The organism is Clostridia bacterium (genome assembly GCA_012840125.1).
Taxonomy (GTDB): domain Bacteria; phylum Bacillota; class DULZ01; order DULZ01; family DULZ01; genus DULZ01.
Window position 1 is genome coordinate 1 of sequence record DULZ01000089.1, and the last position, 14,706, is coordinate 14,706.

Sequence of the window (14,706 nt, forward strand, 5' to 3'; positions counted from 1 at the left end):
CGCTTGACCGAACTTCGCCAAAATATTGGTAATGGCTGCAGTCAAGGTGGTCTTACCGTGGTCTACGTGTCCAATCGTACCAACGTTAACGTGGGGTTTCGTTCTTTCGAACTTTTGTTTTGCCACTGTTAATATCCTCCTTTAGCGTCCTTGTCTTTTCGCAATAATCTCGTCGGCAATATTCTTAGGCACGATATCGTAATGATCAAACTGCATCACATAATTGCCGCGCCCTTGGGTCGCTGACCTGAGGTCGGTGGCATAACCAAACATTTCTGCCAGGGGCACATATCCCCTGATCACTTGCACCCCGTACCGCGGCTCCATACCTTCAATCCGGCCGCGCCGGGCATTAATGTCACCGATCACGTCACCCATGTATTCCTCGGGCACAGTCACTTCAATCTTCATAATCGGTTCTAAGAGCACCGGCTGCGCTTTCGCGGCACCCGCCTTAAAGGCCATGGAACCGGCGACTTTAAAGGCCATTTCCGAGGAGTCCACCTCGTGATAGGAACCGTCATAAATGGTCACGCGCACATCCGTCACCGGATAGCCGGCTACCACACCGACTTGCATCGCTTCCTTGACCCCTTGTTCCACGGCCGGGATGTATTCTTTAGGCACCACACCGCCCACAATCTTGTTCACAAACTCAAAACCGGCTCCTCTTTCCAAGGGCTCAACTTCCAGCCAAACATGACCGTATTGGCCACGGCCGCCGGTCTGGCGGATGAACTTACCTTCCGCCTTGGCGGGAGCTTGAATGGTTTCCCGGTAAGCCACCTGCGGGCGGCCGATATTTGCGTCCACATGGAACTCCCGCAACAACCGGTCCACAATGATTTCCAAGTGCAGTTCTCCCATCCCGGAAATAATCGTCTGCCCGGTTTCGGGATCCGTGTGGGCTTTGAAAGTCGGGTCCTCTTCGCTGAGTTTCCCGAGGGCCAGACCCAATTTATCTTGATCTGCCCTGGTTTTCGGCTCAATGGCCACATCGATAACTGGTTCCGGAAACTCCATGGATTCTAGGAGAACAGGTTGCTTTTCATCGCATAAGGTGTCTCCGGTAGTAGTAAATTTCAAACCGACAGCTGCTGCAATTTCTCCTGCCGAAACCTTGGAGACTTCTTGACGGTGATTGGCGTGCATCAGCAGCAAGCGCCCGATACGTTCCTTTTTACCCTTGGTAGCATTATATACATAAGACCCTGCTTCCAAAGTGCCCGAATAGACACGGAAGAAAGCGAGCTTTCCTACATAGGGATCGGACATGATTTTAAAGGCCAGAGCGGCAAAGGGCTCATCATCCCCAGCGGCCCGGTGGATTTCGGCACCGGTGTCTACCTCAAAACCTTTCACCGCAGGTATATCCAGGGGGGAAGGCAGGTAATCCACCACGGCGTCCAGCAAGGGCTGCACTCCTTTATTCTTGAAGGAAGAACCGCAGAGCACCGGAATCATCTTCACTTCAATGGTAGCCCGCCGGATGGCTTTCTTGATTTCTTCCTCGGTGATTTCTTCACCGTCCAGGTACTTGACCATCAATTCTTCGTCTACTTCCGCTACCGCTTCCAAAAGCTTTTCCCTGTACTCTTCCACCAGGTCAACCATATCTGCGGGAATCTCGCTTACTTCGCTTCTGGTCCCTAAATCATCAACATAGATAACCGCTTTCCTGCTGATGAGGTCAACCACACCGCGAAAAGCATCTTCCACCCCGATGGGCAGTTGAATAGGAACGGGGTTCGCTTTCAACCGCTCGGCAATCATCCCGACCACGCGGAAAAAGTCGGCACCCACCCGGTCCATCTTGTTGATGTAGGCAATCCGGGGTACACCGTACTTGTCGGCTTGCCGCCAGACAGTCTCCGACTGGGGTTCCACGCCTCCCACGGCACAAAACACAGCAATGGCACCGTCAAGGACACGCAAGGAGCGTTCCACTTCTACCGTGAAGTCCACATGTCCTGGCGTGTCTATGAGATTGATTTGATGGTCTCTCCAAAAACAAGTTGTAGCAGCAGAAGTAATGGTGATACCGCGTTCTTGCTCCTGTACCATCCAGTCCATGGTGGCGGCACCATCGTGAACTTCTCCTATCCTATGCACTTTTCCGGTATAAAACAAGATCCTCTCGGAAGTTGTTGTTTTACCTGCGTCAATATGGGCCATAATGCCGATGTTTCTGATTTTCTCTAACGGGTATTCTCTCGCCACACTTATTCCTCCTTCTGCCACAACTTGGTTCCGGCAGTGATAATGGATCGCCGGAACCCGGCCCTAAGTTGCCGCAGTTACCAGCGATAATGAGCAAAAGCCTTGTTGGCCTCCGCCATTTTATGGGTATCTTCTCTCTTCTTCACGGCTCCACCGGTATTATTATAAGCATCAAGAATTTCTGCAGCTAATTTTTCCTGCATACTCTTGCCGCTTCTTTGCCTGGCGTAACCTACCAACCAGCGAATCGCCAAGGTTTGACGGCGTTCCGGCCGGACTTCCACCGGCACCTGGTAGTTGGCACCGCCCACCCGGCGCGCCTTAACTTCCAACACCGGCATGATGTTTTTCAGGGCCTGTTCAAAAACTTCCATAGCGGGTTTGCCGGTTTTTTGGCTCACTATATCCAGCGCACCATAGCAGATTTTTTCCGCTATGCTCTTCTTGCCGTCAAGCATGATCTGGTTGATGACCTTAGTAATAACCGTGCTTTGATAAACGGGATCCGGCAAGACTTCTCGCTTGGGAACATTTCCTCTGCGCGGCATTGTTTTCCCCCCTTTAACTATTTATTCTTCGGTCTCTTGGCTCCGTACTTGGAACGACCCTGCAGCCTGTTTTGCACACCGGCTGCATCCAATGTGCCTCTGATAATATGGTAACGGACACCTGGCAGGTCTTTTACCCGTCCGCCTCTAATGAGTACCACTGAGTGCTCTTGCAGGTTGTGCCCAATACCGGGGATATAAGCAGTTACTTCAATGCCGTTCGACAGACGAACCCTTGCTACCTTTCTCAAGGCCGAGTTAGGCTTTTTCGGGGTAGTAGTATACACCCTCGTGCACACACCCCTCTTTTGCGGGCATCCCCGTAAAGCCGGAGCGGTAGATTTGTCCGCCAGACTCTGCCTTCCTTTGCGCACCAGTTGTTGGATCGTTGGCATGTGATACACCCCCTTCCGGTCAGCAATAAAAATTCTCAAGGGCTGGCATTATTGCTAATGCCAGCCGTCTCACTTACTCCTCAATGATGGCCACTGAAGCCGCTCCCACCTGAATGCCGCTGGCTTTGCCCAATTCCGCCATCGTATCCACGGTGACCACTTCGATTAATCTTTCTTCGCACATTTTCAAAAGAGGTTCCACCACATGATCATCGGCGTCCCGGGCAACGAAAACCGCCTTCGCCGCACCTTTTTGCACCGCTTTCATGGTCTGTTTTGTACCGATGGTAATTTTCTTGGCCTGTTTGATTCTCTCCAAAGGCATACAAAACAGTCCTCCTTTGGTAATCGCACACTTGAATATAATATCATGGGCTAATAATCATGTCAAGGTTGAGCTGCCGCCTTTTCCATCTCGGCGCCGGCTGCCGGCACTTCCTCACCCTCAGCTGCATTTTCCAGTGGTTCTTCTTCAGTAATAACTTGCAGTTGGCGGTAACGACTCATGCCGGTACCGGCCGGAATCAATTTGCCGATGATCACGTTCTCTTTCAGGCCGATCAGCGGGTCCACTTTCCCTTTGATGGCAGCTTCCGTCAGGACCCTGGTGGTTTCCTGGAAGGACGCCGCCGACAGGAAAGAATCCGTGGCCAGGGAGGCTTTCGTAATCCCCAGGAGAACCGGTTTGGCTACCGCCGGTTCACCGCCTTCTTCCATGACCCGGCGGTTTTCATCTTCGAATTCAAAGGCATCGATGAGGCTGCCCGGTAAAAGCTTGGTATCCCCGGCGTCTTCCACTTTGACTTTGCGCAGCATCTGCCGCACAATCACTTCAATATGCTTGTCGTTGATGTCCACCCCTTGCATCCGGTAAACCCGCTGCACTTCTCTTAAAAGATAAGTCTGGACACCGCGGATCCCTTTCACTTTCAGCAAATCATGGGGATTAACGGAACCCTCGGTTAACTCGTCGCCGGCCTCCACCCGGTCGCCGGTATCTACTTTGAGCCGCGAACCGTACGGCACCTGGTTGACGACTTTTTCGCCATCGTCGGTAGTGATGATGATTTCCCGGCGTCCTTTATTAATGTTGACTTCCACCACACCGCTGGCTTCGGCAATAATCGCTTGGCCTTTCGGTTTCCTGGCTTCAAACAATTCCTCCACCCGCGGCAAACCTTGGGTGATGTCATCACCGGCCACACCGCCGGTGTGGAAAGTCCTCATGGTCAGCTGGGTACCGGGTTCCCCGATGGACTGGGCGGCGATAATACCCACGGCTTCGCCGATTTCCACGGAACGGCCGGTGGCCAGGTTCTTGCCGTAACACTTGGAGCAAACCCCGTAGCGGGTGCGGCAGGTGAGTACCGAGCGGATTTTCACTTCCTTGATGCCTGCCTCTTCGATGGCTCTGGCCGCTTGTTCGGAAATGGCCTTATTAGCAGGCACAATCACCTCTTGCGTTTCCGGGTGGATGATGTCCTCCGCGGCATAGCGCCCGGTGATTCTCTCCCGCAAGCTTTCGATGACTTCCTTATCATCGGTAATCTCCGTGACGATAATGCCGTCATCGGTACCGCAGTCTTCCTCCCGGACGATGACGTCCTGGGCCACGTCCACCAACCGGCGGGTTAAGTAACCGGAGTCGGCGGTTCTCAAAGCCGTATCTGCCAATCCTTTCCTGGCGCCGTGGGTGGAAATAAAGTACTCCAGAACGGTCAACCCTTCCCGGAAATTCGCTTTAATCGGCAAGTCAATGATCTTACCGGAGGGATCCGCCATTAATCCCCGCATACCGGCCAGCTGGCGGATTTGCTGGATATTACCCCGGGCGCCGGAATGAGCCATCATCATGACCGGGTTGAATTTGTCAAGGGCGTCCAGCAGGCGCTGGGTGACTTGTTCCGTGGCCTTATTCCACAGGCGAATCACCGACTGGTACCTTTCTTCATCGGTAATCAAGCCCCGGCGGTATTGTTCTTCGATTTGGTCTACCTGCTCCTCCGTCTGGGACAGGATATCCTTCTTGGCTTCCGGGATCACAATGTCAGTGATACCGATGGTAATGCCGGCCTTGGTCGAGTAATGGAAACCCAGTCGCTTGATCCCGTCCAGCATCCTTGCCGTCGCCTCTTCCCCCAACAGGTTATAGCACCTGGCGACGATCTCACCTAACTGCTTCTTCCCGATTTCATAATTTTGGAATCCCAACTCGGCCGGAATGGGGGTTTCATAATGGAAAATCAAGCGGCCCACGGTGGTTTCTACCAGTTCACCGTTCATCCTCACTTTAATCAACGCCTGCAGATCCACGCAGCCGGAATCATAAGCCAAAAATGCTTCATGATAATCCCGGAAGACCTTGCCTTCCCCTTTGGCGCCGGGCCGGACCGCGGTCAAGTAATAGGAACCCAGCACCATGTCCTGGGTCGGGGTGACCACCGGACGCCCGTCTTTCGGGTTCAAAATGTTGTGGGTCGACAACATCAACAGCCTGGCTTCCGCTTGGGCCTCCGCCGACAGCGGCACGTGAACAGCCATCTGGTCCCCGTCGAAGTCGGCGTTGTAAGCGGTACAGACCAGGGGGTGAATCTGCAGGGCCCGGCCTTCCACCAGTACCGGCTCGAAAGCCTGAATGCCCAGGCGGTGGAGGGTAGGCGCCCGGTTCAAAAGCACCGGATGATCCTTGATGACTTCCTCCAGTACATCCCAGACCTCGTCCCGGACCCTTTCCACCATCCGTTTCGCACTCTTGATATTGTGGGCATGGCCCTTGTCCACCAGTCTCTTCATCACAAAGGGCTTGAAGAGCTCCAGGGCCATTTCCTTCGGTAAGCCGCACTGGTCCATCTTCAGTTCCGGCCCGACCACAATCACCGACCGGCCGGAATAGTCAACCCGCTTACCCAAGAGGTTCTGGCGGAACCGCCCTTGCTTACCTTTGAGCATGTCGCTTAAGGATTTTAAGGGTCTGTTGCCGGGCCCCGTCACGGGACGACCGCGCCGCCCGTTATCGATGAGGGCGTCCACGGCTTCCTGCAGCATCCTCTTTTCATTGCGGACAATGATATCAGGTGCGCCCAGATCCAGCAGCCTTTTCAGCCGGTTATTCCGGTTAATCACCCGGCGGTAGAGATCATTTAGATCCGAGGTGGCAAACCGGCCGCCGTCCAACTGGACCATGGGACGGAGTTCCGGCGGGATCACGGGAATAACTTCCAGGATCATCCAGCTGGGATGATTCCCGGAGTTCTTGAAGGCTTCTACCACTTCTAAGCGGCGAATGGCCCTGATTTTCCTCTGCCCAGTAGCATCCTTCAGTTCCTTCCTGAGCTCGGCGCTCAGTTCATCCAGGTCCAGCTCATCCAGCAGGGCCTTGATGGCCTCAGCACCCATACCTGCCACAAAACGATTGCCGTAGCGCTCGCGGTATTCCCTGTATTCTGTTTCCGTCAGCAGCTGCTTTTTCATCAAGGGCGTTTGACCGGGATCGATGACGACATAGGACACAAAATACAGGACCTTTTCCAAGGAACGGGGAGACATATCCAAGATCAATCCCATGCGGCTGGGTATCCCCTTAAAATACCAGATGTGGGACACCGGCGCGGCCAGTTCAATGTGACCCAGCCGCTCCCGGCGCACCTTGGAGCGGGTAACCTCCACGCCACACCGGTCACAAATAATCCCTTTATATTTAATCCGCTTGTATTTACCGCAGTGACATTCCCAGTCCCGGGTGGGGCCGAAGATCCGCTCGCAAAAGAGACCGTCCCTTTCGGGCTTTAGGGTGCGGTAGTTGATGGTCTCCGGTTTTTTGACCTCACCGCTAGACCAGGCTCTGATCTGTTCAGGGGAAGCCAGACCGATCCGCATCCGGTCAAAATTACTTACGTCCAGCAACAAGCCTCTCTCCCTTCCGTTAGAATAAGTCGTCTTCGCTACCGCTTCGCCTGCTTAGTCTTCGTCATCATAGAACGGTTCGTCGAATTCATCGATTAAGCTGCTACTGTCAAAGTCCTCATCGAGAAAGTCCAGATCGCCGTCAGGTTCCAGCTCGGGAATGGCCAAGCTGTCAAAATCCTCTTCTTCCATATCCTCCTGGGGCTCGTCTTCCAACCCGTCTCCCGTTTTCCTTTCCGCCGCTTCGGAGGAGCCTTCGCCCAGGTCAAAACCTAAATCTTTGACGGCCTCGGCGACATCTTCTACCTCCTCGCGGATTTCGATCTCCTTATCCTCTTCCGATAATACTTTCACATCAAGCCCCAAGCTCTGCAGTTCTTTAATCAATACCTTGAAGGACTCGGGCACTCCCGGCTCCGGAACGTTTTCGCCCTTGACAATAGCCTCGTAAGTCTTAACCCGTCCTACCACGTCGTCGGACTTGACGGTCAGGATTTCCTGCAATGTATAAGCGGCACCGTAAGCCTCCAAGGCCCATACTTCCATCTCTCCAAAACGCTGCCCACCGAACTGGGCCTTCCCGCCTAAAGGCTGCTGGGTCACCAGGGAATAGGGGCCGGTAGAGCGGGCATGGATCTTGTCGTCCACCAGGTGCGCCAGTTTCAGCATGTACATGTAACCTACGGTCACTTCATTATCAAAGTACTCGCCAGTGCGGCCGTCCCGCAGCCTCATCTTGCCGGTGGGCTCGAAGCCTGCTTTCACCAGTGCGTCTTGAATATCCTCTTCCGAGGCGCCGTCAAACACAGGCGTGGCCACATGGATGCCCAGGGCTTTGGCGGCCAGGCCCATGTGGGTCTCCAGTACCTGTCCAATGTTCATCCGGGAAGGCACACCCAGGGGATTGAGGACAATCTCCACCGGTGTCCCATCCGGCAGGAAAGGCATATCTTCCTCCGGCAGGATCCGGGAAATAACCCCTTTGTTACCGTGCCGTCCCGCCATTTTATCGCCGACGGAAATCTTCCGCTTCTGAGCCACATAGACACGGACCAGCTGGTTCACGCCGGGAGCCAGTTCATCTCCGTTTTCCCTGGAGAAAACTTTGACATCCACAATCTTGCCGCTTTCGCCGTGGGGCACTCTGAGGGAGGTATCCCGCACCTCCCGGGCCTTCTCGCCGAAGATGGCTCGCAACAGCTTTTCCTCGGCCGTGAGTTCCGTTTCCCCCTTGGGGGTAACCTTACCCACCAGGATATCGCCGGGACGCACTTCGGCACCGACCCGGATGACACCCCGCTCATCCAAATCCTTTAAGACATCCTCGCCCACATTGGGAATATCCCGGGTGATTTCTTCCGGACCCAATTTGGTATCCCTGGCATCACATTCGTATTCTTCAATATGAATAGAAGTAAAGATATCTTCCTTCACCAGTTTTTCACTGATGAGGATGGCGTCCTCGTAGTTGTAACCTTCCCAGGTCATAAAAGCCACCAGCACGTTACGACCCAGGGCCAGTTCTCCCATGTCGGTGGAAGGACCGTCAGCGATCACGTCGCCCTTCTCCACCCGCTGTCCTTTCTTGACAATGGGTTTCTGGTTGATGCACGTTCCTTGGTTGGAACGGGCAAACTTCAGCAGTTTATATTTGTCCACCCCGCCGTCATCGGTGCGCACGACGATTTCCTTAGAAGTGACCTTTTCCACCAAGCCGGGGTTTTTCGCCAGCACCACGACACCGGAATCCCGGGCGGTTTTCCACTCCATGCCGGTACCCACCAGGGGTGCCTCAGTTTTCAAAAGGGGCACCGCCTGCCGCTGCATGTTGGCGCCCATGAGAGCCCGGTTAGCGTCATCATGTTCCAAGAAGGGAATCAAGGCCGTGGCCACGCTCCACACCTGTTTCGGGGTCACATCCATGAAATCCACTTGTTCCACAGGCACCACGATGATTTCACTGCCGTACCGGGCATTCACCCGATCCTTGATAAAACGCCCGTTTTCGTCCAGGGGAGCATTGGCTTGGGCAATCACGTATTTATCTTCTTCGTCAGCAGTTAAATACACAATTTCATCGGTCACAATGCCGGTATCCTTATCCACTTTCCGGTAAGGGGTCTCAATGAAGCCGAATTCATTGATCCTGGCATAAGTACTCAGGGAGCCGATCAAGCCGATGTTGGGACCCTCCGGTGTTTCAATGGGACACATGCGGCCGTAGTGAGAGTGGTGCACGTCCCGCACTTCGAAGCCGGCTCGTTCCCGGCTCAAACCGCCGGGACCCAAGGCACTGAGACGTCTTTTATGAGTCAGCTCCGCCAGGGGGTTTGTTTGATCCATGAACTGGGATAATTGGCTGGAACCGAAGAATTCTTTAATCGCCGCCACCACAGGTCTAATATTGATCAGCACCTGGGGCGTGATTACTTCCACATCCTGAATGGTCATCCGTTCCCGGACCACCCGTTCCATGCGGGACAACCCGATCCTGAACTGGTTCTGCAGCAGTTCGCCCACGGAACGGAGACGGCGGTTGCCTAAATGGTCTATGTCATCCGGCTCCTTCTCTCCTTTCATGAGAGCCAGGAAATATTTCAGGGCAGCGATGATGTCTTCCTTGGTCAGGTGACGAATATAATCTTTAGTGCCATCTTCATTCTCTTTAAACAGGATACCGTGCTCCAGCTTCTTGTGCAGCTTGTAACGACCCACATTACCCAGGTCGTATCTTTTCGGGTCAAAAAACAGGGTTTCCAATAAAGTCCGCGCACTTTCCACGGCCGGAGGCTCGCCGGGACGGAGGCGCTTGTAAATCTCCACCAGCGCTTCTTCTTCATTGTCGCAGCTGTCCCGTTCCAAGGTCAGCTGGATGCTGGGATCTTCATCAAATAATTCCAATATTTGGCTATTGGAGCCATACCCTAAGGCCCGTACCAAGACCGTGGCCGGTATCTTCCTGGTACGATCAATGCGGACGTAAACAATCTTGTTCACGTCACTCTCAAATTCCAACCAGGCGCCCCGGTTAGGAATGATGGTAGCACCGAATATTTTGACTCCGCTGGAATCATATTGTTCTGTATAATAAACACCGGGCGAACGAACAAGCTGGCTGACAATTACCCGTTCGGCACCGTTAATAATGAAGGTACCTTTCTCCGTCATGAGGGGAAAATCCCCCAGGAAGACCTCTTGTTCTTTCACCTCGCCGGTTTCCTTGTTAATAAGCCTTACTTTGACTTTCAACGGTGCGGAGTAGGTCATGTCTCTTTCCTTGCATTCTTCCACATCGTACTTGGGTTGGCCGAGAGAATAATCGACAAACTCCAGCACCAGATTCCCTGTGAAGTCCTGAATCGGGGAAATCTCATCGAACATTTCCTTTAATCCTTCTTCGATGAACCACCGGTAAGACTGCTTCTGGACTTCGATCAGGTTAGGCATGTCAAGAACTTCATCGATCTTGGCGTAGGACCAGCGTTCTCGCAAGCCTACTTTGACAGGATATGGCATACCTTCACCCCCGAAAGATCTGAAAATGATTCCATTTTCAAGGCAGATACAAGAATCTAAAAGCAAGGCGCAATCATGCTTGCAAAACCTCGCTCTAATCTTAAGCTGCCTTATTCTTCCTTCCTATTGTTGCCTAATTCTATCAGCTTATGCCAGTTAGCAGGTAGAATTTTCTTGCCTGAAGTGCCATTTTATAATATTAGCATGATTAGTAATGTTTGTCAACTATTTTTCTAGCCTACTTGAAAAAGCCTGTGGGGAAGACAGCTTCAGTCTTAAGACCAGGCGCTGCCGGTGCCGGCCCGGCAGCCGCACCGGATGAAGGGACCCGCCCCCCAACCGGCCGGAGCACCCGACCTAAAAGCCAGGTTAAACCCCCGGGCATCGAAGGGGAGCCGCTGAAATAATTAAAGCCCTCTCAAAGAGGGCCTCATAACTAACTTACTTCACTTCTACGGAAGCGCCGGCTTCGGTGAGCTTAGCCTTAATGGATTCAGCTTCTTCCTTGCTGACCTTTTCTTTCACCGGCTTGGGTGCGTTGTCAACCAGGTCTTTAGCTTCTTTCAGGCCTAACCCGGTGATTTCACGGACAACTTTGATCACGTTGATCTTCTTGTCACCGGCAGCAGTCAGGATGACATCGAATTCAGTTTTCTCCTCTTGAGCTTCAGGAGCGGCTGCTGCGCCTGCGGCAGGTACGGCTGCGACGGCTACCGGAGCAGCTGCGGAAACGCCAAATTCTTCTTCAAAAGCCTTCACTAATTCAGCCAGTTCCAATACGGTCATGCCTTTTACAATTTCCAGAACCTCAGCAACTTTGGACATTATGTCTACCTCCTAATATCATATACTTGGTTGTTTTTTCTTTAAGCTTCGGCTTCCGCCTTCTTCTGACGCACTGCGTCAAGTACACAAACAAAGTTTCTAAGCAACCCGTTGAGAGCACCGGCAAAACCTGCCAGCGGGGATTGCATGCCCCGGAGGACTTGCGCCAGCAATTCCTCCCTGGAGGGTAGATCTGCCAACGCTTTCACGCCGGCCGGGTCGATGACTTTACCTTCCACCACACCGGCTTTGATCTCCAAGGTCTTGAACTCCTTGGCATATTTCATCAAGATCTTCGCCGGCGCCGTCGGGTCATCCTTGCTGAAAGCAAGGGCTGTGGGGCCTTCCAGGTAGGGCTCTAACCCTTCCAGCCCGGTTTCCCTGGCTGCCAACCTGGTGAGGGTGTTTTTCAAAACCTTAAACTCCACCCCGGCTTTGCGCAAATCAGCCCGCATCTTGGTCACTTGGCCCACATTGAGACCGCGGTAATCAGTCAAAACGATGGCGGAGGAATTCTCCATTTTCTCCCTGATTTCCGCCACGATCTGTTCCTTTTTCTGCCGCTGTTTATTCAAGATTCCACCTCCTTCTCCTGTGGTACGCAACAAAAAAGCCCCTGCAGACAGGCAGAGGCTCACGGCAAAATGAGATCGCAGGAAGCGTCGATCTACATTCTCGTGCTTAACCTCGGTAGGCGGATCTCTCCTTTAAGCTGCTGCGAGCACCTACTGTCTACAGTTGAAGCAACTGACTTATGAAATTATCAGCCTAAACCGGTTACTTGCCCACTTTATTGGGGTTCACCTTAATACCGGGACCCATAGTGGCGGAGACGGCAATACTTCTCAGATATTGGCCCTTGGCTGCCGCCGGTTTGGCCTTGACCAGGGCTTCAATCAGCGTATTAAAGTTCTCCACCAATTTATCTAAATCAAAAGAAGCTTTGCCAATAGGCGCGTGCACAATGGATGTTTTATCCACCCGGAACTCAATCTTACCGGCTTTCACTTCCTGTACCGCTTTGGCTACCTCAAAGGTAACGGTACCGGTTTTCGGGTTGGGCATAAGCCCCCTGGGTCCGAGGATACGTCCCAGTTTACCCACAACACCCATCATATCAGGCGTCGCGATGGCCACATCAAAAGCCAGCCAGCCGCCTTGAATTTTTTCAACCAGTTCTTCCGCTCCTACAAAGTCGGCACCTGCTGCTTCAGCTTCCTTGGCTTTTTCTCCCTTGGCAAAAACCAACACAGTTCTGGTTTTACCCGTTCCATGGGGCAGAACCACGGTGCCCCGTACCTGCTGATCTGCATGACGGGGATCCACGCCTAATTTGACGGATACTTCAATGGTCTCATCAAAATTAGCCTTAGCTGTGGCTTTAGCCAGCTCCAATGCTTTGTCAGGGTCATAGAGCTCATAACGATCAAACAGCTTTAATGCTTCTTGGTACTTTTTCCCGCGTTTTGGCATCTATCCTAAACCTCCTTGTGGTAAAAACGGCTTTATGCCTCCCACCGTATTCCTAGACAATTTCAATACCCATGCTGCGCGCCGTACCTTCAATCATGCGCATGGCCGCTTCAATATCAGCGGCGTTAAGGTCTTGCATCTTCAACTCGGCGATTTCTCTCACCTTGTCCCTGGAGACCTTGGCCACTTTCACCCGGTTAGGTTCCCCAGAGCCACTTTCAATGCCGGCAGCCTTTTTCAGCAAAACTGCGGCCGGCGGGGTTTTAGTAATAAAGGTAAAAGAACGGTCCTCGTAAATGGTAATCTCCACAGGAATGATCATCCCGGCTTGGGATGCCGTTCTTTCGTTGAATTCCTTGCAGAAAGCCATGATGTTCACGCCATGCTGACCTAAAGCAGGTCCTACGGGAGGTGCTGGGTTAGCTTTACCTGCAGGACACTGTAATTTTACCATTGCAATTACTTTCTTGGCCACGTTTCCACCTCCTTAAAGATTAAGTAACACGCTACGAAAAACAGGCTAGAGCTTTTCTACCTGATGAAATTCCAGCTCCACCGGGGTCTCCCGGCCGAACATGGAAACTAAAACCTTAATTTTGCCTTTCTCGGGGTTGATCTCATCCACGGTGCCGATAAAATTCTCAAAAGGACCGCTGGTGACCCGCACATTTTGTCCAATTTCCACATCAATGCGCGCCTTCGGTTCTTCCATACCCATCTGCCGCAAGATCTGGGCGACTTCGGAATTATGCAAGGGAATCGGTTTAGCACCCGCCCCCACGAAACCCGTTACTCCCGGCGTATTGCGCACCACATACCAGGATTCATCGGTCAGTTTCATCTCCACCAGCACATAGCCCGGGTAGACTTTGCGCTTCGTGACCTTTTTTTTGCCGTCCTTGACCTGGATTTCGTCCACGACAGGTACTAAAATCCGGAAAATCTTATCCTCCATGTTCATGGAGGCGACGCGCTTTTCCAGATTGGTTTTTACTTTGTTTTCATAGCCCGAATAAGTATGAATCACGTACCATTGTTTATCCATAACCGGCAGGTCACCCCTTAAGAAGACCTTCCCCTTCAACTAGTCACTGTCTCTAAGACAAGACGCGAGACAGCAAGAAACTGAAGACAGAATCCACCAGCCAAATCATCAACGCCACGATCAGTACCGAAACCAGCACAACGCCGGTGTACGTAACGGTCTCTTTACGATTCGGCCAGTGCACTTTTTTCAGTTCCGACCAAACGCCGCGAAAAAACTTACCGGCTCTTTCTTGGACCTTGGCCGGTTTAGCCACGCTTTTAACGGCCATTTCCTCACATCCTTACACTTCATCCACTTACTAATATTGAGCAACCCAAGATTCCCATGCCGGGTTGTTACTTAGTCTCCCTATGCAAGGTGTGCGTCTTGCAAAAACTGCAGTACTTTCTCAACTCCAGCCGATCAGGATCATTCTTTTTATTTTTATTGGTGGTATAGTTTCTCCTTTTGCACTCGGTGCAAGCTAGAGTGACTCCAACGCGCATCTTATTGCCACCTCCACATCCAAGCCTACGGCCATCAAGTCATTACCTAGCCTACTTTAGCATAATTCACCTTCGCTGTCAATAGGAGTTGACTTTTCGCCCTAAACCGGGTCTAACGACCGGCACTGCTTAGATAAAAAAGACCGGAAACCCGGTCTTTTTTATCCTATTCGTGGATTGCACTTACAACACCGGCACCGACGGTACGACCGCCTTCACGAATAGCAAAGCGCAGTCCTTCTTCCATGGCGATAGGTGTAATCAGCTCAATGTACATCTTCACGTTATCGCCG

The 14,706-nt window shown here is 52.5% G+C and carries 15 protein-coding genes and 1 other annotated feature; all 15 genes read right to left on the bottom strand.

The genetic code is table 11. The features are described 5' to 3' along the window. Nucleotides 1-126, bottom strand: a 126-nt coding sequence (tuf, locus tag GXX34_10150) for an elongation factor Tu (protein ID HHW07863.1), incomplete at its 3' end; no start/stop codon positions are given. Between the two features lie 15 nt (nucleotides 127-141). Continuing rightward, nucleotides 142-2,220: an elongation factor G gene (fusA, locus tag GXX34_10155; protein ID HHW07864.1), complete on the bottom strand. Its 2,079-nt coding sequence runs from the start codon at nucleotides 2,218-2,220 to the stop codon at nucleotides 142-144. A gap of 77 nt (nucleotides 2,221-2,297) precedes the next feature. After that, complete coding sequence (rpsG, locus tag GXX34_10160; protein HHW07865.1) at nucleotides 2,298-2,768, bottom strand: 30S ribosomal protein S7; 471 nt, start codon at nucleotides 2,766-2,768, stop codon at nucleotides 2,298-2,300. A gap of 17 nt (nucleotides 2,769-2,785) precedes the next feature. Then, nucleotides 2,786-3,163 carry a 30S ribosomal protein S12 gene (locus tag GXX34_10165; GenBank protein ID HHW07866.1) on the bottom strand — a complete coding sequence of 126 codons (378 nt, stop codon included), beginning with the start codon at nucleotides 3,161-3,163 and terminating at the stop codon, nucleotides 2,786-2,788. A 73-nt stretch (nucleotides 3,164-3,236) separates the two neighbouring features. Next, nucleotides 3,237-3,488, bottom strand: a complete 252-nt coding sequence (locus tag GXX34_10170; GenBank protein ID HHW07867.1) for a 50S ribosomal protein L7Ae-like protein — start codon at nucleotides 3,486-3,488, stop codon at nucleotides 3,237-3,239. 62 nt (nucleotides 3,489-3,550) lie between these two features. Continuing rightward, entirely contained in the window at nucleotides 3,551-7,066 is a 3,516-nt protein-coding gene (gene rpoC, locus GXX34_10175; GenBank protein ID HHW07868.1) for a DNA-directed RNA polymerase subunit beta', read from the bottom strand. Nucleotides 7,067-7,120: 54 nt separating this feature from the next. Beyond that, nucleotides 7,121-10,582 (bottom strand): DNA-directed RNA polymerase subunit beta, encoded by a 3,462-nt coding sequence (rpoB, locus tag GXX34_10180; GenBank protein ID HHW07869.1) that lies wholly within the window; start codon nucleotides 10,580-10,582, stop codon nucleotides 7,121-7,123. 441 nt (nucleotides 10,583-11,023) lie between these two features. Further along, nucleotides 11,024-11,407, bottom strand: coding sequence for a 50S ribosomal protein L7/L12 (gene rplL / locus GXX34_10185; GenBank protein ID HHW07870.1), 384 nt, complete (start codon nucleotides 11,405-11,407; stop codon nucleotides 11,024-11,026). A 41-nt stretch (nucleotides 11,408-11,448) separates the two neighbouring features. Beyond that, nucleotides 11,449-11,982: a 50S ribosomal protein L10 gene (locus tag GXX34_10190; GenBank protein ID HHW07871.1), complete on the bottom strand. Its 534-nt coding sequence runs from the start codon at nucleotides 11,980-11,982 to the stop codon at nucleotides 11,449-11,451. Between the two features lie 22 nt (nucleotides 11,983-12,004). Beyond that, nucleotides 12,005-12,163, bottom strand: a sequence feature (ribosomal protein L10 leader region). Nucleotides 12,164-12,184: 21 nt separating this feature from the next. After that, on the bottom strand, nucleotides 12,185-12,880 hold the full coding sequence (rplA, locus tag GXX34_10195; protein HHW07872.1) for a 50S ribosomal protein L1: 696 nt from the start codon (nucleotides 12,878-12,880) through the stop codon (nucleotides 12,185-12,187). 52 nt (nucleotides 12,881-12,932) lie between these two features. Continuing rightward, nucleotides 12,933-13,355: a 50S ribosomal protein L11 gene (gene rplK, locus GXX34_10200; GenBank protein HHW07873.1), complete on the bottom strand. Its 423-nt coding sequence runs from the start codon at nucleotides 13,353-13,355 to the stop codon at nucleotides 12,933-12,935. A 45-nt stretch (nucleotides 13,356-13,400) separates the two neighbouring features. Beyond that, nucleotides 13,401-13,925, bottom strand: coding sequence for a transcription termination/antitermination protein NusG (gene nusG / locus GXX34_10205; protein ID HHW07874.1), 525 nt, complete (start codon nucleotides 13,923-13,925; stop codon nucleotides 13,401-13,403). A gap of 52 nt (nucleotides 13,926-13,977) precedes the next feature. Further along, nucleotides 13,978-14,196, bottom strand: a complete 219-nt coding sequence (gene secE, locus GXX34_10210; protein ID HHW07875.1) for a preprotein translocase subunit SecE — start codon at nucleotides 14,194-14,196, stop codon at nucleotides 13,978-13,980. 67 nt (nucleotides 14,197-14,263) lie between these two features. After that, nucleotides 14,264-14,413, bottom strand: a complete 150-nt coding sequence (gene rpmG, locus GXX34_10215; GenBank protein HHW07876.1) for a 50S ribosomal protein L33 — start codon at nucleotides 14,411-14,413, stop codon at nucleotides 14,264-14,266. Between the two features lie 166 nt (nucleotides 14,414-14,579). After that, the coding region (gene tuf / locus GXX34_10220; protein HHW07877.1) for an elongation factor Tu at nucleotides 14,580-14,706 on the bottom strand (127 nt) is incomplete at its 5' end.